General features: G+C 49.9%; 16 protein-coding genes. 13 read left to right on the top strand and 3 right to left on the bottom strand.

Going from position 1 to position 20,131, the window contains the following annotated elements:
* Positions 1 to 58 precede the first annotated feature (58 nt).
* Both ACY2RQ_RS16495 and ACY2RQ_RS16500 read left to right on the top strand, forming a co-directional pair.
* A complete protein-coding gene (locus ACY2RQ_RS16495) occupies positions 59 to 574 on the top strand; it encodes a flavin reductase family protein (protein WP_490114091.1) in 516 nt (171 codons plus the stop codon).
* Positions 575 to 589: 15 nt separating this feature from the next.
* Entirely contained in the window at positions 590 to 2,002 is a 1,413-nt protein-coding gene (locus ACY2RQ_RS16500; protein WP_490114092.1) for an amidase, read from the top strand.
* A 207-nt stretch (positions 2,003 to 2,209) separates the two neighbouring features.
* Here the strand turns inward: ACY2RQ_RS16500 and ACY2RQ_RS16505 are convergent, their stop codons facing one another.
* The gene (locus tag ACY2RQ_RS16505) at positions 2,210 to 3,580 is read right to left on the bottom strand and encodes an NAD(P)/FAD-dependent oxidoreductase (protein WP_490114093.1); all 1,371 of its coding nucleotides are present in this window, start codon (positions 3,578 to 3,580) and stop codon (positions 2,210 to 2,212) included.
* A gap of 622 nt (positions 3,581 to 4,202) precedes the next feature.
* Here ACY2RQ_RS16505 and ACY2RQ_RS16510 point away from each other — a divergent pair.
* The 10 genes from ACY2RQ_RS16510 (at position 4,203) to ACY2RQ_RS16555 (ending at position 14,350) form a co-directional block, all read left to right on the top strand.
* Positions 4,203 to 4,775 (top strand): hypothetical protein, encoded by a 573-nt coding sequence (locus tag ACY2RQ_RS16510; protein ID WP_490114094.1) that lies wholly within the window; start codon positions 4,203 to 4,205, stop codon positions 4,773 to 4,775.
* A 3-nt stretch (positions 4,776 to 4,778) separates the two neighbouring features.
* The gene (locus ACY2RQ_RS16515; RefSeq protein WP_490114095.1) at positions 4,779 to 6,335 is read left to right on the top strand and encodes a GMC family oxidoreductase N-terminal domain-containing protein; all 1,557 of its coding nucleotides are present in this window, start codon (positions 4,779 to 4,781) and stop codon (positions 6,333 to 6,335) included.
* A 114-nt stretch (positions 6,336 to 6,449) separates the two neighbouring features.
* Positions 6,450 to 8,579: a molybdopterin-dependent oxidoreductase gene (locus ACY2RQ_RS16520; RefSeq protein ID WP_490114096.1), complete on the top strand. Its 2,130-nt coding sequence runs from the start codon at positions 6,450 to 6,452 to the stop codon at positions 8,577 to 8,579.
* A gap of 166 nt (positions 8,580 to 8,745) precedes the next feature.
* Positions 8,746 to 9,177: an MAPEG family protein gene (locus ACY2RQ_RS16525; RefSeq protein ID WP_490114097.1), complete on the top strand. Its 432-nt coding sequence runs from the start codon at positions 8,746 to 8,748 to the stop codon at positions 9,175 to 9,177.
* Positions 9,178 to 9,220: 43 nt separating this feature from the next.
* Positions 9,221 to 11,287, top strand: a complete 2,067-nt coding sequence (locus ACY2RQ_RS16530) for an MOSC N-terminal beta barrel domain-containing protein (protein ID WP_490114098.1) — start codon at positions 9,221 to 9,223, stop codon at positions 11,285 to 11,287.
* Between the two features lie 40 nt (positions 11,288 to 11,327).
* Positions 11,328 to 12,032, top strand: coding sequence for a hypothetical protein (locus ACY2RQ_RS16535; protein WP_490114099.1), 705 nt, complete (start codon positions 11,328 to 11,330; stop codon positions 12,030 to 12,032).
* On the top strand, positions 12,033 to 12,488 hold the full coding sequence (locus ACY2RQ_RS16540; RefSeq protein ID WP_490114100.1) for a nuclear transport factor 2 family protein: 456 nt from the start codon (positions 12,033 to 12,035) through the stop codon (positions 12,486 to 12,488).
* Positions 12,489 to 12,585: 97 nt separating this feature from the next.
* On the top strand, positions 12,586 to 13,020 hold the full coding sequence (locus tag ACY2RQ_RS16545; protein ID WP_490114101.1) for a hypothetical protein: 435 nt from the start codon (positions 12,586 to 12,588) through the stop codon (positions 13,018 to 13,020).
* Complete coding sequence (locus ACY2RQ_RS16550) at positions 13,017 to 13,565, top strand: hypothetical protein (protein WP_490114102.1); 549 nt, start codon at positions 13,017 to 13,019, stop codon at positions 13,563 to 13,565. Before ACY2RQ_RS16545 ends, ACY2RQ_RS16550 begins: the two co-directional genes overlap by 4 nt.
* A 182-nt stretch (positions 13,566 to 13,747) precedes the next feature.
* On the top strand, positions 13,748 to 14,350 hold the full coding sequence (locus ACY2RQ_RS16555) for a TetR/AcrR family transcriptional regulator (RefSeq protein WP_490114103.1): 603 nt from the start codon (positions 13,748 to 13,750) through the stop codon (positions 14,348 to 14,350).
* A 214-nt stretch (positions 14,351 to 14,564) separates the two neighbouring features.
* Here the strand turns inward: ACY2RQ_RS16555 and ACY2RQ_RS16560 are convergent, their stop codons facing one another.
* Positions 14,565 to 15,290 (bottom strand): hypothetical protein, encoded by a 726-nt coding sequence (locus tag ACY2RQ_RS16560; RefSeq protein WP_490114104.1) that lies wholly within the window; start codon positions 15,288 to 15,290, stop codon positions 14,565 to 14,567.
* 296 nt (positions 15,291 to 15,586) lie between these two features.
* Here ACY2RQ_RS16560 and ACY2RQ_RS16565 point away from each other — a divergent pair, with 296 nt between their 5' ends.
* The gene (locus ACY2RQ_RS16565; protein ID WP_490114105.1) at positions 15,587 to 16,687 is read left to right on the top strand and encodes a hypothetical protein; all 1,101 of its coding nucleotides are present in this window, start codon (positions 15,587 to 15,589) and stop codon (positions 16,685 to 16,687) included.
* Positions 16,688 to 16,880: 193 nt separating this feature from the next.
* Here ACY2RQ_RS16565 and ACY2RQ_RS16570 read toward each other — a convergent pair whose 3' ends face one another.
* Positions 16,881 to 19,958, bottom strand: a complete 3,078-nt coding sequence (locus ACY2RQ_RS16570; protein ID WP_490114106.1) for a YncE family protein — start codon at positions 19,956 to 19,958, stop codon at positions 16,881 to 16,883.
* Between the last annotated feature and the right edge of the window lie 173 nt (positions 19,959 to 20,131).

Raw genomic sequence — 20,131 nt, forward strand, 5'->3', positions numbered from 1 at the left:
TCCAAAAAAGAACTAAATCCAGGCCCTTCACCAGCCCGGGAATTATGGGGACACGGCAATGACAGATACAGCAACCATCGACACTGTTGAGCAGAACTTCAAAATGGCCATGCGCGAACTGGCCGCCTGCGTAAACGTTATCACCACAGAACATGGAGGCAATATCGGTGGCCTGACTGCCACCGCCGTCTGCTCCCTGTCCATGGACCCTGCCTCCATCATCGTTTGCGTTAACCGTTCCGCAAGTGCTTACCCCCTATTCGAAGCTGGCAAGAAAATGTGCATCAACCTTCTCGGCCAGAACCAGCAGGCTGTTGCCAATGTATTTGCCGGTCGCAAGGGTGTTGAAGGCGCAGACCGCTTTGACGCAGAAGGCCAGTGGACCCGCGCTGATAACAATGTTCCCATGCTGGACGACGCCAATGCCAATATCGTATGTGAAATCGCTGAACTGAAGCAATTTGGCACCCACACCATCTGCATCGGCAAGGTTGTTGAAGTCCGCGTTAACGAAGGCAATGCGCCTCTGCTGTACGCCGGTCAGGGTTACGATACCCTGGCGAGCATGGCCTAAGCAAAGGAGCGCGCTATGAGCGAAACTCTCTGTCAAGAAGAGCTCTATCAACTGAGTGCCGTTGAGCTGACCCAGCGTTACCGGGAAAAAAGCCTGTCACCGGTAGAGGTGCTGGAGTCTTCCCTGGCGCGCATCGAAAAACTTAATCCCGTCATCAACGCCATTTACCACGTTGATCGTGAAGGTGCCCTGGAACAGGCCAGAGCCAGTGAACAGCGCTGGCAGAAAGGCCAGCCCTCCGGCCCCCTGGATGGTATCCCTACCTCCGTAAAAGACGCCCTGCCCGCCAAAGGCATGCCGGTCTTTCGAGGCAGTGCCGCTTCCCTGTCGAAAGGGGTGATTGCCGATGATGACTGTGCCGCCGTCGCACGCCTGAAAGAGAGTGGCGCGGTGATCTACGGCAAGAACACCATGTGCGACTATGGCATTCTGCCCGCTGGCTACAGTTCCAAACACGGCATTACCCGCAACCCCTGGAACACCGCCCATAACACCGGTGGTTCCAGCTCTGGTGCCACTGCCGCTGTAGCCGCTGGTTTTGAAACCATGTCAATTGGTACAGATATTGTCGGTTCTATTCGACTGCCGGCGTCTTTCTGCGGCATCTTTGGTCACAAGCCCAGCTATGGCCGTGTGCCCTATTACTTCCCCAACAACCCGGCACTGGTTGCAGGTCCTCTGACCCGCACCGTGGCTGACGCGGCACTGATGATGAATGTTATCACCCGCCCGGATGTGCGTGACTTTACCGCCCTGCCCTACGATAACTGCGATTATCTGGAAGAGATCAAAACCCTGCCCACCAAAGGCAAACTGGGTCTGATTACCGATCTCGGCCTGGGCACCACTCCTGATCCAGAAGTAATAGCTGCTGTAAAGAAGTCTGCGGAAGTCTATCGTGCGGCAGGTTTTGAAGTGGTTGAGATCGCCGCCCCCTTCAAGAAGGGTGAAGATGCCTGCGCCGAACGTTACTACATTGCCCGCTGCTACAACGAATTTTCTCAGTGTCCTGATCAGGACAAGGCTGAGGTCATCCAGAACTGGAGCCGCCTGAACGAAACACAAAGTGCTGACCAGCTGTTCGGTGACTGGATGGCCATGCAGAAGCTTCGCGAGCGCACCGCAGCCCTGATCCAGGAGTTCGACTTCCTGCTGCTGCCGACTACACCGGTTCCGGCTTATGCCGCAGAACTCCCCGCAGCACAGATGGATGAACTGTTTGGCCCCTGGGCTAATAACTTCCTGTTTAACCTGACCGAACAGCCCGGCTCTTCCCTTAACTGTGGATTTACCAGCGCCGGACTGCCTGTCGGCCTGCAGATTGTCGGCCACAGATTTGATGATCTCGGCGTACTGCGCATGTCCGCCCTGTTTGAACAATTGAGAAAATCTGAACTGCCGGAAGCGGAAACCCGCATTCCCCTGTAAAGCCCGTTCAAACAGAATACAGGTTTGTCATCTGGCATCGTCGCCAGTCTCCTTGCCGCCTCATTTTGAGGCGGCTTTTTTATGGCGGGCCATAAAAAAATGGCAGGCCTGGTCTTCCCCCGCCCAGACCTGCCTCCCGGCGGCTTACATCCGGGAAAACTGAACTTTAAGACAATTTAATAACTTATTTTTAAGACCCTTAGACCTTCATTCCTTCAATTCTCTTTCTTCCCACCAGTCCACGGCCTGCAGGATTTTATTAATTGTTCCCCCTCCCAGATAAGAGAGAAACCCACCCGGAGGCATTGGGATAGCCTTGCGGTTAACAATCCAGAAATCTGTCAACTCAGTCTTTTTATCCAGCACCAGATCAGCAATCAGCCGACCATTCAACTGTGAAAGAGATACACCATGCCCCATACAGCCACTGGCATGAATGACCCTGCTGTCACCCAGGAAGCATATTTCCGGCACAAGATTGAGATTGACAGAGACGGCACCTCCCCATTTGTAGTAGATACCCTTGTTTTTCAGGGTTGGGAACAGCCAGTACAGATGCTTTTCCAGGGCGGCCCAGGTCTTTTCGTTATGCCATTTATCCATTTTGGTGCCGGCATCCAAGCCAACATTACCTCCACCAATGGTGATACGACCACATTTGGTAATCCTGATGTAGTGGACCAACTGACGATTGTCTTCTATAGACATGCGCCCGTCCCACTTGATGTCCTTCCATTCCTGCTCAGTCAGGGGTTCAGTCACAATCTGGTAGGTCCAGACCGGGCGCTGCTTTCTTCTCAGCTTGCCATTAAAGTTGGCCGTATGGGCCCAGGCATTAGTGGCCATCACCACTTTATTCGTCTTGATTCTGGCTGCTTCTGTATGAACCCAGACAGAATCCCCCTGTCGGTCCATATCAATAACTTTCGTGTTCTCGTATATCTGAGTACCCGCCTCCAGAGCCAGACGCTTTAGCTCCTGGGTATGCTTACCCGGGTCAAGAATCCCCGTTCCCGGTTCAGCAATGGCAGCCCGCACATTAGGCGCATTCAGCCGCGCCTGAACGGCATCCCGTTCCAGAAACTGATAATCATCAGTACCCATCATATCTGTCAGCAGCTTATAGGTTTTCCGCAGGCGCTTTTCCTGGGCTTCACTGTAAGCCAGGCGCCACATGCCAACATGCTCATAGTCAGAATCCAGCTTTTCCTTTTCCACCAGATCCTTGACAAAGTTGACCGCCTTTTTCATGTACTGCTGGGCTTCGACTGTCTTTTCCCGCCCCCAGAACAACTCCGTCACTTCCGGTTCAAGACCGAAAAGCGTCATATTAAAGCCACCGTTACGCCCGGACGCCCCAAAACCAATCTCCTTACCTTCCAGCAGCATCACTTTCTTTTTCGGGTTATCCCTGAGAATTTCCCGGGCAGTGGTCAACCCCGTATAGCCTCCACCAATAATAACGACATCTGCCTTATAATCCCCTGCTGGCAGAACCGGTTCAGGTGAAAAATCTCCAAATTTGTATTGCCAGAACGAGAGATTTTCATCCATCGCCTGCTTAACGCTTCGGGACATAAGCAGCTCCTTTCATTATTTCCGTTCGCTTTCTATTTGCCATTTATTTAATAGTACGTGTACTATTAAATCAACTGGCAATTTCAGAAGACTTCTGGAAGTACCCTGATAAAAATAAAAAATGGGAAATATCTGTACCAAATCCGGCACCGGTCAAAGAGAGCACGCATCAGAAGAACACAACCATCACTTACGTCGATTAAGAGATGACGAGACAGCACACCCAAAAATAATAAACATAACCGGAGGGTCTTATAAGGGACAACTGATGTGAACTTTAACATAGCCCTGGGATATAACCCTGGAAAAACGATTACACGGATTGATCCGGAAAGCTGAAAACACTAACCGGCACCTGAGATAAAACAACTCAAAACCATAAAGCCGGAATAGCAATAATAGATAATACAAACATCAGATTTATTATGAAAAATAAATTATTTATCCCGGCCCTGCTATCACCTGCGAAAGCGCGACCACGTTCAAATCAAAGAACAAAGATAAGGGAAGGGTCCATTAAACAGTACACGTACTAAAAATATATTCCAATGATTTTGCTCATACATTAAGCTGCCAGAGCAGCAATAGATAAAAACAATAAACATCTGTCACGGAGCGGCTTATGCTGGAAACTCCCCTACCCCGAAGAAGATTTCTCAAACTGGGCGTGCTTGGCGGAAGTGCTGTGCTTCTGGGTTGCGACAGCAAAACCGAAAGCCCAAAGCCTGCTGTAAGAAAACATCCTCTGTTAGTTCTGGATGAGAAAGAGGCTGCGGTGTTAACCGCCCTGGCCGAAGCGATTCTGCCCGCCGGTACAGGACAGTTTCCATCTATCGAAGAAGCCCGGGTCATTGAACGACTTGATGAAGAACTTTTTTTTGTCAGCACTGGGATTCAAGAGGATTTCAAACTCGCTGTTCAGGCCATCAATGTTGTTCCCCTGATGTACGGCTACTTCAGCTTTTTTACTTCACTGTCGAAACCTGAACGCCTGGAGTGTTTCCGCAAAGCCCAAGACACCCGCTTTGATGCTATTCGCGCCGCCGGCAACGGTTGTCGTATGGCTCTCAACCTCTACTACTTTGGCCATGAATCCACCTGGAAAGCCATTGGCTACGACGGCCCCTTCGCTACCGGCCTGCCTCAACAGCTCAGCGAACAGAGAAAGTATTATCAACAGGTGGTCGAGGGTTAAGCCATGGATAACAGGATTTATCAGCAAGCAGACTACGATAACTTTAGCGACATCAACACCGAAGTCTGCATTATCGGCAGTGGCTGCGGGGGCGCGACACTGGCCAAAAAACTTACCGACCAGGGCTGGGATGTAGTCATTGTTGAACGGGGCGGCTACTACCCCAACAGCAAGATGGACCAGAACGAACTGAATATGAGCGGCAAGCTCTATGGTGACCGCGGGCTGGCCTCAAGCCATGATGGTGGCAGCGCCCTGATGTATGCCAACAATGTTGGCGGCGCATCCGTCCATTACTGGGCCGACAGTTACCGCACTCCCGAAGACAAGCTGGCCCAATGGCAGGACAGCTACCATATGCAACACCATACAGCCGAAGATTTACTGCCCGCTTTTGAAGAGATAGAAAAGAATCTGAATATTCATCCGGCCACGGACGAATACTTTAACCCCTCCAACAATCTTTATCGTAAAATCAGCAAAGAACTTGGCTGGCACGGGCACCGGGTACCCCAGGCCCGCAAGCACTGTCAGAAATCCGGTCACTGTATGCAGGGCTGTCTGTACGATGCCAAGCAGAGCCAGATGATCACCCATATTCCCATGGCCATAAAGCAGGGAGCCATGGTATTTGCTGACTTGAGTGCAGAACAGTTAATAACCGATGGACGCAAGGTCACCGGCCTGAAAGTTGCGGTGATGGACCGAAAAAGAAACCGTCTATCAGATAAAACTTTCACTATCAAAGCCAAAGTCTTTGCTGTAGCTGCCGGCGGTTTTTCCACGCCCTATTTCCTGCTACGCCAACAGGAGCTGGCCAAAGATCTGCCCCAGCTGGGCAAAAACCTCTCCATGAATCCATCAGCCATGATGCACGCCCTGTTCGACCAGGATATGACCCAGTGGCGCAATATTCCCGCAGCCTGGGGTATTGATGAATTCCGGGTGGCACGCCATAAAAATGGCTCTTACCAGGAAGGCGGCTATCTACTGATGCCCAACCAGATGCAACCTGCGGGTATTGCTGCCACTCTGCCAGCAACAGGCAGCGAAATGGCCGAATGGATAAGCCAGCTGAAACATATCGGCGGCTCCATCGCCTGGATGGATGATGTCGAAAGTGAGCTGGGTGAAATACGACTTAAGACCAATGGTGCCCGGGAGGTTTATTACCCCTACGGTGAAGTCACCAAACAGATACTGAGGGACTCTCTGAAAAAGCAGGCCATCCTTAACTTCCGTGCCGGAGCAAAGAAACTGATGGTGGCGGGCCAGGAGCGGGTTGCTCTGGAGAATGAAAGCCAGATAGACGCCATTGATCGTATGAAAATCGATGCCGGAGGTCTGTTCCTGGCCTCTCCTCATCCAGGCGGCGGCTGTCGCATGGGGAGAAACACCAGTGAATCGGTCGTAGATTTCAGCCACCGGGTTCACACCATGGATAACCTGTATGTATCCGACAGTTCGGTATTCCCAACCAGCAGCTCTCTGGACCCAAGCCTGAGCATTATGGCCTTCAGTCATATTGCTGCCCGGTTTATCCATCAGCAACACGGCTAACCCGGAAGGGGTAATGCCCCTTCTATTTGGTATTTCAGCAGGAGGGTGAACCCGCAGGCAGTACAGGGCAAACCTGACCATTCACAAATAATAATAAATACACCGGATATCAGGATGAGCGAAGTCAAAACCAGTATCTGCACCCTGTGCGAAGCTATGTGTGGCGTGCGGATTGAAGTTGAGGGCAACAAAATATTGTCAGTGCGGGGCAACCCGGACGATGTGATGAGCCAGGGCTACATCTGCCCCAAGGGCGTGGCCCAGAAAGAGATTCATCATGATCCGGACCGACTGACCAAACCACTGATAAAAGACAACGGTGAATGGCGGGAAGCGGAATGGACAGAAGCTTACGATCTGGTTGCCGAGAAAATGTACGACATTCAGTCCCGCCATGGCAATAATGCCTGGGGTTACTACTTCGGCAATCCGGCAGGACATGACTACAAACAGATTTATGCCATGATCGCCACCCAGAAGGTGATCAACAGCCGCAGCATTTTCTCCTCCAACTCCGTGGATGCCCACCCCAGGGTTCTGGTCTCCTACTTTCTCTATGGCAATGCGGCACTTCTTCCTGTTCCCGATATTGAACGCACCGATTTTCTGGTGATTATGGGTGCCAACCCTGCCGTGTCTAATGGCAGCGTGATGTCCGCCCCAAATATGAAAAAACGACTGAAGGATATTCGCCAGAAAGGCGGCAAGGTGGTGGTGATTGATCCCCGCAGAACAGAAACCGCCGCCCTTGCTGACCAGCATTTCTTCGTGAATCCCGGCACCGATGCAGCCCTGTTGCTCTCAGTCATTCATGAACTGTCCAGAAATGACTGGATTGATAGAAATGCCAGAAAGGTCGCCCGGGGCATAGACAAACTTCTGGAAGTCGCCCTTGAATTTTCACCGGAAACAACCGCCCCATTTACCGGCGTCAGCCCAATGGACTTACGACAGCTGGCCAAGGAATTGACCACAGCCAAAACCGCAGTCTGGTATGGACGCATGGGCACATCCACCCAGAGCTTTGGCTGCCTGAGCACCTGGTTGATTGATGCGGTCAATATTTTAACCGGCAACTTTGATAAAGCCGGTGGTGCCATGTTCAATACTCCTGCTATTGACCTGGCCGCCAACGCTGCCCGCTTTGGGGTTGGCGGCACTTATGGCCGCTGGCGCAGTCGTGACGGACGTTTTGCTGAACTGAGTGGAGAACTTCCGGTCGCCGCCATGGCCGACGAAATAGAAACTCCGGGACCCGGGCAGGTACGGGGTATGATGATTCAGGCAGCCAACCCCGTGCTTTCCAATCCCAATGGCAACCGGGTTGAGCGGGCCTTGGACAGCCTGGAGTTTTTGGTTTCCGTAGACTTTTACCTGAACGAAACCAGTCGTCTGGCGGATGTCATTCTGCCGCCCACTGGCCCGATGGAGCATGAACACTATCCATTGCTTGAACTGTCCTATGCCATTCGTAATGTGGTGCGCTATGCGGATACAGCCGTTGCCCCTCCGGGAGGGCAACCGGATGACGCAGAAATTTTATTACAGATCTACTCCAGGGTCCTGCGCCTGCGTGGAGGTATAAAGAACTTCCTTGGTCGGAAGATGGTGGATAAGTTTGCTGCATTCCTTCATTCCGAAAAGCTGCTGGACTGGCTGCTCAGGCTGGGTCCTTACAAGTTGCGTCTGAAAGACCTGAAAAACGCCCCCAATGGGCTGGATATTGGACCCATGGTGCCCCGGGGCAAGAAAGTGATTGCCACAGATAAATCCATGGTCAACCTGTTCCCGAAAGAGCTTGAACAGGATCTCACCCGTCTTAAAAACACAATGAAGCCAGATGAAAGCGACAGTGACACACTTCAGCTGATCACCCGTCGCACCCTGAAAAGCATGAATACCTGGCTGCACAATATTCCCCTGCTGGCCAAGGGCAAACCCCGCTGTATTCTGGAAGTGAACCCCCTGGATGCAGAGCGCTTAGGGCTGGAAGTCAATGGACAGGCAACGGTTTCCTCCAGAGTCGGCGAAATTACCGTACCCATTGATATTACCGATGCCATCCGTCCGGGAGTTGTCAGCCTGCCGTTTGGCTGGGGGCATACACGATCAGGGTCAAAACTCAACGTCGCGGCCCGCAATCCCGGGGAAAGCTTTAATGATATTGCCGACGAAAGACTGTATGACGAAGTTTCGGGAACCTCTGTGCTCGACGGCATACCGGTAACAGTTCGATGCCCATAATTTTTGAACAAAAGACTTTGAATAAGAACTTTTGAGTAATCACTCTATTTTTTCGTGACAGTACATAAACAGTACGTGTACTATTAATTTGTTTCCGGCCGCCTTCATTCCAGAAGGTCGGCCAGAATCCATAACAATAAAAAGTGGCAAATATCCGGATAAAACTATGACCCTGAATCCAACCGAGCTTTCCCTTGTACACACCGTTATTGCCATGGGTGTTCTGCATCTGGTGATCTATCTGTGGATGTACATCACTCGCCTTCCGGCCATGAAAGAAGCGGGCATCGACCCGCAGGACGCTGCCCACAAAGAAGGTATGGCCGGCCTGCCCAGCAAGGTTCGACAGGTAGCGGATAACTACAACCACCTTTTTGAAGCTCCCACACTTTTCTACGCCATGGTCTTCGCCATTGTGCTGATGGGCCATGCCGACACTATCCACCTTATCTGTGCCTGGAGTTATGTCGGCCTCCGGATAGCCCACAGCCTGGTACAAGCGACAGTGAACGTGGTTATGATTCGCTTTTCCCTGTTCGCCCTCTCCTGGATTGCTCTTGCCGTAATGATTGTGCGGGAAGCGCTGGCATTGCTTTAACACACCTTCGGATCATCTGAGTACAGATATAACAGGTAGAAGTATGATTGTCGGAACAGTAAAAGAGATCTGGCGTTTTCCGGTAAAATCCATGTTTGGGGAAACTGTTCAGGAAGCACTGATAGAATCTGCAGGCTTTGCTGATGACCGTACCTGGGCGGTACGCGAGGAAGAGACAGGAGAGATTGTCGGCGGCAAGAAAATTCCCAAGTTGATGACCCTGAAGGCCCGTTACTCTCAGGAACCCTTGGTGGGCTTTGACCAGAAAACCGATTCCCGAATAGAAATCATCTTCCCCGATGGCCGTGTACTGTCCTCAGAAGACCCTTATGCCGATGCCATACTCTCCATGTACCTGGGCAAACGTGTAACCCTGAGTTCTCGTGTTCCGGCAGCAGATACAGACCATTACGCCTTCAAGAAACCGATGACACCGTCTGAGGTGCGTTATGCCCTGGGTATGAAACCCGATGACCCGGCTCCGGATTTTTCCTCTTTCTCTTTCAAACTGCTTGATACTGTCTCCAAGTACGTGACTCCACCAGGCACCTATTATGATGTTTATCCCCTGCATTTTATGACCACATCCGCTCTGGCGGCGATGAAAGGTTTTTATCCTGAAGGGGACTTTCGGGTCGAACGTTACCGTCCAAGCTTTGTGATAGATACTCCCGATTATCAAGGCATTATTGAGAACGACTGGCGTGGCCATGATATCCGCATTGGCGATGCGCTTGTCCACTGCAATCACCCAACTATTCGCTGCTCTATGCCCGGTGCCGCGCAGCCGGGCATGGCGAAAGATCCCAATATACCCCTGACGGTTATGAAGCATGCCGACCAGCATCTTGGGGCTTATGGAACACCGAAAAACAGTCGCCCTATACGGGTTGGTGATGAAGTGGAAATCCTGCCTCGCTCCGGTGGGAAAATATACTCCGGGCTGGACAGCCTTGGTCGTAAGATGAAAAACGCTCTGCTGACCAAGGCCGGCGAGGTGATGGATCGTCAGGATAAGAAGAAAAAAGCCAAAGCCAAAGCCGCTCCAAAACCTGCAGGCCCAGTTTATCCCAGAGCTTTCCGCCCTTTCACCCTGGTACGTAAAGAGAAAGAAGCGGAAGGCATCACATCCTTCTATTTCCAGGACCCTGCACGTAAGCAACTACCCGCTTTTGTCCCCGGCCAGCATATTGTTCTGGCTATTCCCCAGGAAAACAGCAACAAAGTCGTTTACCGCCCCTACTCCCTGTCCGATGCCTCCGGTGAGTGCTCTCACTACCGCATCTCAGTTAAACATGAGCAATGGGAAATCGACGGCGTTAAACACCAGGGCAAGGGTTCCTCCTACCTCCACAAGCATCTGGAAACCGGCCAGCAGATTTATATTAAAGATCCCGGGGGACATTTCGGCTCCGTCTCTACAGATAAGACACCTTTGGCCCTGCTCAGCACCGGTATTGGCATTACGCCGTTTATGTCGATGATTCGCACCATCGCCCAGGATAACCCGGAGCGGGAAGTGCATCTGTTTCAGGGGGTGCTGTCACCGGCCTACCTGCCTTTCAAAAAACAGCTGGAAAAACATCAGCTCCAGATGCCCAATCTGCACCTGCATATTTATGTCAGCCATCCCGGCAACTACAAGCTGCCTGACTATATGCAGGAAGGCATGATGTCCGTGGAAACAGTGCTGAACACACTGAACCACCGAAATTTCCAGTTCTATCTTTGTGGCCGCCCGGAATTCAGCCAGGCTATGGTGGAAGGTCTCTCGGCCCAGGGAATTTCTAAAGATGATATTTTCTTTGAGAGCTTTGGTCAGCCCCAGAGCGCTGGCCAGAACGCTGACCAGACCCGCTACAAAGTGCAATTTGCTGAGAGTGATCTGTCACTGACCTGGGACCCGAATCAGGAAAACCTGCTGAGTTTTGCGGAAGAAAACGGCGTAGAAGTCACTTCCGGTTGTCGTATGGGTGCCTGCCAGGCCTGCGAAGTCACGGTACGTTCCGGTGAGGTTGAGTACCCGGAAGATATTCAGCTGCCTGCTGGCAAAAACAAAATGCTGATGTGCTGTTCACGACCGAAATCAGACCTTGTATTGGAGCTCTGACACTCACACTTATTTTTAAAAAATAAAAAAGATAACAGTTATGACACCTGGAATCAGCAAGCCACTAATCAATGCCCCCGGGAGCAGTCTTTCCAGCCGAACAGCGGCAGAACTATGGGCGGCTTTCTTTATAGGAGTAGTGTCCGGTGCCATAACTGTCGGACTTGTATATGGACAGAGCCAGGGAATGGAAGATGATATTCGGGCAACACTGCGCATAACAGGACATATATCGTTTCTGTTTTTCCTGGTGCCCATGATTGCCCAGCCGCTGCATCAGCTTTTTAATAACCAGACAACGTTGTTTATGATGAAACAGCGGCCGCTGTTTGGCCTGGCATTTGCCGGGAACCATCTATGGCACCTTGGGTTTATTATCGCTCTCTACCAAATCAGTGAAGAACCGCCAGAATCCGTTCTTATTCTTATGGGTGGAAGTGTTGGTATGTTTTATCTTCTTCTCATGATCGTACTGTCCTTTGAAAGACCAAGGGCACTGGCTGGCAGTAAAGCCACCGGCATCATTTATAAAGTGGCTTTATATTACATTATCTCCATCTTCTTCTATGACATAGCTATCAGGAATTTCCCTGAATCCAACCCTGTTCTACTGTCACTGCTTATTTCCGCGATATTAATCAGATTGTACGCATGGATTAAGCGCAGAAGTTCTGTATCGCCGAACCAGGGCCTGTTGAGGTTTAAAGATTTTCAACGCAATAACAAGAAGAAAGAGGAAAATTAAATGCACCAAGCAACATCAACCAGCACCAGAGAAGAATTGGTTGCCCTGACAAACCAGTTAGCTGACGCTTATAACAATGGGGATGCCGACGCTGTTGCCCGGCTATTTGCCGAAGATGGCATCTTTGACAATATGGACGGCCAGAGATATCACGGCATTGAAGCCATTCGTCAGGTGACACGGGACAAGGTCATGGCAGTTGGCACACTGAATTTTGTCGCCCGTGATCTCTATGTTGATGAAGAGGCCGGAAAGGTTGCTCTACACTGGACCCTGACGATTACGACGCCCCACGGCTCTACAAATGCTCCTGGCACGGATATTCTGCACTGGAAAAATGGCAAGTTGACCCTGAAATCCACATTCTTTAAAACATCCATGCCTAAAGTCACTTTCCAGACAAACTCTTTATTTAAGAAACTGAAACTCCAGCTGCACTTCCTGAAATTCAAATAATCCGTACAGAGGAGGAGAAAGCTGTGTATAGATTCCCCTCCACCAAATTATTTAACTGGGAAACCGGGCTTATCCATTCACAGGGAAACAAGCAAAAATGAAGACTCTTGATCATATCAATACCATTCTTCTGGGACTTTCAGCCCTGCTGTTTCTGGGACTGGGACTGGCCTTTTTCTTTGATTCCAGAGCAACTTTTGAACAGCTGCCAGACTACTACGGAATTTTTAACAGTCACTTTGTCAAAGATGCCGGACTGGCATTCTCTTCCTCCGCTGTTATGCTCATGATCGCCACATTTTATAAACCAAACCGGCTGATTTACAGTTTTTGCGGGGCCATGTTTATTGTTTTTCATGGTTTGTTTCACCTGAATATGGTACTGAATGGTATGGTACCGAAAGACTCTGTCACCACAGAACTGACCAGTGTTATTTTTCCTGCCACGCTGGTACTTGCTCTTGTTTTCTCTGTTTATTGGGTTGCCAAAGTGCATCCCTCTCACCAACTGACAACATCGACAAAAACATGATCAAGAAAAAACTCTCACCCTGCTGGCTGTTTTTATTCGCCCTGACCTTTCTGAGCACTATGTCATCTGCTAATAATCAAAAACGCTTTCTCGAACTCTTGGACTATGAAATCCAGAACCGGGCTTTTGCCTTTGCCTCTATGGAAGCGGCTGTTAATACGCCCGATATTGAGGGGGAGGCGTTCTGGAAAGCTTATTACGATCTGGAAGTCATCAACCAGAAGAAATTCCGCCCCTACGCAGAAAAGTACCAGCTGGATATGGCCCCCTCTTTCCTTACCCAGGTAAAAGTCAAAGCTGGTGGTGTATTTGGCAAACTGTTTCCCAAATACATCCTGGACAAAATGACCGAAGCAACCGTTGCCTACGTCAGTAAGCTGGAAGAACTGGAACAACTGGCTCCTGACGACGAAAAAACCTTCTTCCGATATGTTGTACTGCAGGAACAGGCTCAGGCCGATGCCCTGACCCAGCTGACCAGCGGAGACACCAGCAAAGCCACAGAAAAACTCCAGAATTTTATTGCCCCCTACAGCTCTGACTGACTGCCTCTTCGGAAACCTGACCATGACGGACCATGCCTGACGATGAAAGTACAATATCTCAGGTTTCCGCTTCACTCCTATACGCCGAAGTAAGAAAAAACACTCTGCTATCTGGTAAGATAATCGTCTTTAAAGATGATCAAAGCATCAGCAGGCTTACCACCTGCCATAAGGAAAATAACGTGACATCGAAACGAGGACGCCCCCGCAATAGCGAAGGACAAACTCAACAGAAGCGCAGCAAGATTATCAGCGCAGCCAAACACCTGTTCAGAGAGCAGGGTGTAAAATCCGTCTCCATGAGAAAAATTGCCGCTGAAGCTGGCATGGGCACAATGACCCTCTACCAGTACTTTCCCGGAAAAACCGAGATACTTCACCATATTTGGGGCGAATTTTTTAATAGTATGTTTGATCGTGCAACCCGGGCAGCGAATAAGGAAAATAATCCGGTCAAAGCTCTTCGGGCCGTCAGCCACGTTTACGCCGATTACTTTCTGGATAACCCCGATCATTTCCGCATGGTATTCCTCCATGAGGATCGGGCCGATACCCAGGACATTTTCTTTCTGGAGCATGCCAGAATAGAAGAACGCATGATGGCGTTCTACCAGCCGGTTCAGGACCATCTGGGATTAAACGACGAAGAACTCTACCTTTTGAACCAGTCCATTATCACCTTCCTGAACGGATTGCTGATGAACGTGATCACGATAAGAGAATATAACTGGATGGACAGCAAGAGATTGCTGAACCACTATCTGGATGCGGTGCTGCCCTCTTAATCAGCCGCTTTAATCTGTCTCCAGAACATTCAACACCAGATGGCTAAGGAACGGCACCAGCTGTTCCGGTGCCAGCCATATACGATACCCGCAAACACCAGAAAATTACTACAAATTGCCTGGATCCAGCTTAAATTAAGCATTGGTTACTGTTTGGCACAATTGCCTTGCCTGACGCAGGAATCAGGCTATAAGTTTCATAAAATATAAACATTTAAAAATCACAAACATCTTTTCTAATAAAAGGGGCTTCTCCTGCTGGAACGAAGCGTATTTGATCCGGGAACCTTTCTATTTTTGGGGCCCAATACTTTTCCAGTATTTCTCTTCTTATTTGATAACTTTGTTCTGTTGCAGTTACTTCCGGCATATGCGTTATAATACTCAAGTCAGGATCAATAATTATTTTAAATCCACTCTCCAATAAAGAATCCACATATAAATCAGAATTCTCGTCATTAGTAAAACCTGTCACTATTACAGTATCGCTCCCATGCATTTTTAATATTTTTTCCAGTCTACCGCCAAGAACCTCACTTAACTCTTCTTTCGTCCTTACAAAAACGTAGTCCTCGTAGTCTCTAAGTTTATAGGTCGCATAGCGGGTAAATTGAGCATATAAGTCACGGGTTTGTTTTAGTTTGATAAACCTCCGAATAGCATCAATTTTATCAACATACATTTCCTGTCTTATTTCAAAAAAATAAACGTTACTTTCATAATCTTTTCTTGAAAAATACCCAAATAAATTAACTTCATCCATAAATGTCTTTCGGGAAAAAGAGTCACTATAACTTTTGTCTGTAGCAAAGTTTAAATTCATGATGCTAACTCTTCCACCTGACGATATAATTTCATTAATTAAATCAATAGTTTTGAAAAGAGAACCGTATGAAAAACTACCAACAAATAAAAATATACTAACAAATAAAATTTTCATAACATGCTGCACTATTCAAAAATCCAATAGCATACTTTTCCTGCAAGTGTATAGTAGCAGCAGCTTTTCTACATCCGCACAAGAAAATCCATGTCACACTTAGAGCCTGTTGAGAGCCTTTTGATAATCTTATCGTGGGCTGCAAATACCGAATAAAAACTATATTTTCGCTTTCCACGAAAGATCATGAACAACATAAAAACACACCAGGGGCCGTGCTCTCCTATTCGACCGTGACCTTCTAACGTTTCGAACTAAACTCACGCTTTCAGGTTATCGGAAGACATGGTGTAACAATGAAACTCTTTACCACTCTCCTTTTATGCTTGCTTGCATTCCTCCTGCCCGCCGCAGAAATTGACAGTTTCTCAGAGCGGGAACATTTACTTGCATCCGAACATGACGCAAGAGCGTTTATCAATACTTACATCAGTAAAAGCCTTGAAAAAGCTGCTGAGCTGACCAATAGCTGTGACAGAGAAATTTTCTATAACCACCTGTTTCAAGTAGTCGGTGGTTACGTAAAGGAGGAATTTGGCCTTTATGCAGTGAAAAACAAACTGAAACCATTCTCCTATCTTCCCCTGAAAGACAGCATATACGGTGGACATCTACCGTTTTTGACTGGAATCTGGTATCCAAGGGTTTATCAGTCCACCACCATGGTGGATCAAATGATTATTGGATCAGACAAAATTGGCCATTTCAGCTCAACCGGATACCTTTACTTCCAGATGGCAAGAACACGAAAAGCCTCACTGGAAAAAATTCTGTTTTTTGGCCATAGAACGGAGATGCGCTATTTTGGCCTGAGTACGACAGGTGTCTATTCATGGGCAGACCTTTCTGCAAACTATGAAGGGCTGCTATTCTGGCAACATCTGTTTGATGAAATATATATTCCCGACCGCAGAATAAAAGGCCAATATATGTTATGCGAGAATAACCGGCTTATTCTCAACCCTGACGAACCCTTTGATATCAGCGATTATCTGAACATAGCCTGGGACGAGACAGTTAATTGCACCGAATATGTCGACACAACAGTAAGAGACTCTGTCACAAGCCGAATTAAAAAAGTGTCTGGAGGTGCCACTTGCCCACTAACACCCGAAAAATGCCAGAAGATCGTGGACAGATATAGCTACAATGGGCTCCTGCTGAAAAACATACTGTCCCCGGCATGCGCCCGGCACTTAGCCGTTAACTGGGAAGATTTCGGCATTAAGGGTGACCCTTATGAAGAAAAGTTAATCCATACCTTCAACAGTGGTGCCCACTCCTTTATCGGTGAAGTTTTCAGCCTTCTTCATGTGCTGAAATTCGACATAGACGATTTTCTGGGCCGACTGGAAACAGAGGTTGATGATTACATGCACTCCCATGGCAGCAAATAAGACCCACAGTCTCACACCTGCGGTCAGATCTTCTGACCAACAGGCCCTAATAAAAACCTTGTCTCGGGCAAAGACGAGAGTGGCATAAGCCGATAGCGGATTCGGCCATTGCCCGGGCAGGCTCTTGTGGGCCTGCCGCCAGACAAAGGTTCTGAGGACTATGTATTTTCGGTATTAATATGTATTTTCGGTATTAAATAGTCTCATCACGGTTGTATACGCCATCAACGTCACGGTCCAGGGCGATACGCTCACCAGAGCCAGGAGGTACACAGCTGAAGGTCAGCGCGTTTCCAGGCTGCTTGGCCAGGTTACGGATCTGCTGCTTGGTGATACCGTTCTCCTTGTTGCTGTCGGTGTAGTAAACACCTTGGTACAGCATGTAGCCACGCTGTTCACCGTTCACAACACCGCGGGCCACCAGATCACACTGAGTGGTGTTGCCGCCGAGAAGCTTGGACACGAAAGGTGCTACAGCACGAACTTCCAGGAACTTCAGACGGTTCATCATGCCCTGGGTCGCGCCCTGTCTGATGGTGATCTGCTGACCAACAGCGGGAGCCAGGTCGGTGTCGAATTCCAGCAGATAATCAACCAGGCCCTGACGAACAGTGTCGTTGGGGATACCGACAGAACCGGACTGATCGTTGTTCTCACAGCCATGCAGCGCAGCGATCATACCCGGAGGACAGCCTACGTCACCGTTATCGAACACGCCGCCCTGCAGGAACTGGAACAGCTGGTCGGTAGCGCCGTCGTGCAGGAAGCCGAAGCCACGGATCTGCTCGCCCTGGTGCTGACGGGTAGTACTGATCTGGAAGCCCTGACGATCAGGCAGACCGAACATGCCGATACGCTGATACAGGTTACGGAAATGCGGAGCTTTCAGGATCATGATCTCACCACCGTGGGACACTTCACCGTTGGTGCCATACCAGCCCTTGGAAGGATCGTGTCTGTGGCAGTCTTCACAGGTGAAACCATCCTGACGCCCAGGCTGGCCAAACCAGGAATCATCCTCTACACCATCGGAACGGCGTGGGCCGGCGAAGAAAGCAGCCCCCTTCCGGGCAGAAGCACTCAGGCCATTGTTCAGTTTACGCAGAGGGTTAGGTGGCAGCTGTACGCTCAGCATAAAGTCAGCAAACCTGTCTACGTCCTGCTCAAGGGCAATACGCTCAGGAGACTTTTTACCGGCTTCAACGCCACCTTCCAGGTCAACGTCCATACCCATCAGACCTTCAAAGGCAACAATGAAGTTCTTGAAGGACAGGCGCTCATCCAGCTTTTCAGGATCAGTCTCGTAGTCAGTACCGAAGTAACCGGTTACACGGTCACCACGCCAGTGCATGTGGCCGGCATTGGTCATACCACGCATAGTCTGAGTGGTCATCGGACCCTTCATGGAGGCCAGCGTCCGCTCTTTACCGTCACCGTTCAGGATCTCGGCAAAGTAGCACTCATCATACTGCCAGGCCTGCCGGTGGCGGCAGTTCAGACGGGTCATGTGCTCCGTGGGAAACGGATTGCTGTTGTAGGTGTTTCCACCATCAGGGTTACCCAGGTTCCAGGCCAGGTGGTCCATATCACCAAATACATGACAGGTCGCACAGGAAGATTCACCGTTAGATGAAGTACGGTTAGCGTCGTACAGCATAAAACGACCGGCCTGCATGTCGGCGGGTTCCGGGTTGAACATGGCCAGGGACTGGTGCTGTTTACCGGTGGTCGCGTCAATCACTTTAACGCTGTTGTCGAAACGGGTCAGGACATAGAGCTGGCCGTTGTCGCCGTTTTTGCCTTCGTCCAGCAGAACCCCCTGGGGACCACCTTCCACAGCAATGTGGCTGGCGCTCACAGCTTCAGGACGCATGTTGTTCCACTTGCCGTCGTTTTCCAGGTCGGCAGTCTTGTAGACAGCGATCTTGTTGGAACCCAGAGCAGCCACGTAGAGGGTAGAACCGTCTTCGCTGATCTGCATTTCCAGAGGCGTAGACACAGAGTGACTCTTAGTCTCTTTGGAAGCCTTGAGTACAGAGTAATCGATATGCTTGTTCAGGTGACGGGGCTTAACCGCACCGGAAGCAGGATCGATCACAGTGATACGGGACTTGGCAATGTTGCCCTGAACCGTAGTTCCGCCGTGAACACCGGGGCCTTCAAAACGGGTGGCATTGTTGGCGTCAGTGTTGGAAACGTAGACCTTACCCGTTACCGGGTTGGTCACCATGTTGAACAGGGTTGTACCTACATGCTTGTAAGACTGCGTCATATCCAGAGATGCGGCATCAATGGAGAAAACGTCGTAGTCAGGCAGGTGGAAACGGATACCGTTAGAGAAGTTCAGGCCACGGCTGTCCTTCCACTGTCCGCTTTCATTGTCGTATTTAACAATCATGCCGGTCCAGGGCTGAATCTCACCCTTGGCATTCTTGCCGGGAGCCGGACGGTTAGCAGGCAGCTTGCCATCAGCCGGACCATTGGGGGAGGTGATACCGTCCTGCACATAACAGTCAGGCTCATCCATCCGCACCTGCACACCGTTTACAGTAGCGATCTGGGGAGCGACATCTTCAAAGCCGGCACACATCACCGATTCATGAACGACAGAGGTCTGGTTACCGGAGTTGAATACCGCCGTGTAAACACTGCTGCCGTCAGGGCTGACAGTCAGAGCACGGGGGGTGTCACCGAACAGCTCAACGATTTTAACAGGCTTACCACCCAGAGCACGGCCCTGGTTTCTGGCGTTAAATACCCAGACGTCTGCACGGGATACGCTGGGAGTGTGGGTCTGAGGATCACCAGCACCGGGCACATTGTTCAGTGAAGGGTGGGTTCTGTGCTGACCACGGTGAGCAGTGGTGATAAACGCCTTGCCTTTGGCAAAGACAATATCACGGGGCTCATCGCCTACCAGCAGCGTACGTGTTACCACGGCAGAAGCGGTATCAACGATGCTGACAGAGTCAGACAGATGGTTAACAACCCAGACATCGCTTCCGTTAACCGCCAGCGCCACTGGTTCCATGCCTACAGGAATGGACTGGTCGTGGGTCAGCCTGCCGTTAGCGCCAATACTAAAAACTTCCATAACATTGTCAGGGGTATTGGTGACATACAGCTTGGAGCCGTCCTCGGACATAGCCATAGGACGTACAGAGCCGGATTCAAAAGCAATAAAGTTGGGTGCTGGGGCGGCAAGAGCGGAAGTTGAGTAAACAGCTGCTCCGGCCAGACATAGGGATTTTATAGTATTATGTAATTTCACGGGCAGTCCTTTATTGTTCTTATAATAATTGCCGCTGACTTTCCCGGGCAATCCAGCGTGCCTTAGGCATTGTCTGGGAGCTGGAACTACAAGTGAGAGCACTTTATGTGACAGATGCCACTCCAAATGAGAGCCACAAGCCAGCAATCAGTACAGCTACAACCCTGATGATA

The sequence above is a fragment of the Parendozoicomonas sp. 209JJ7-1 genome (assembly GCF_058147085.1).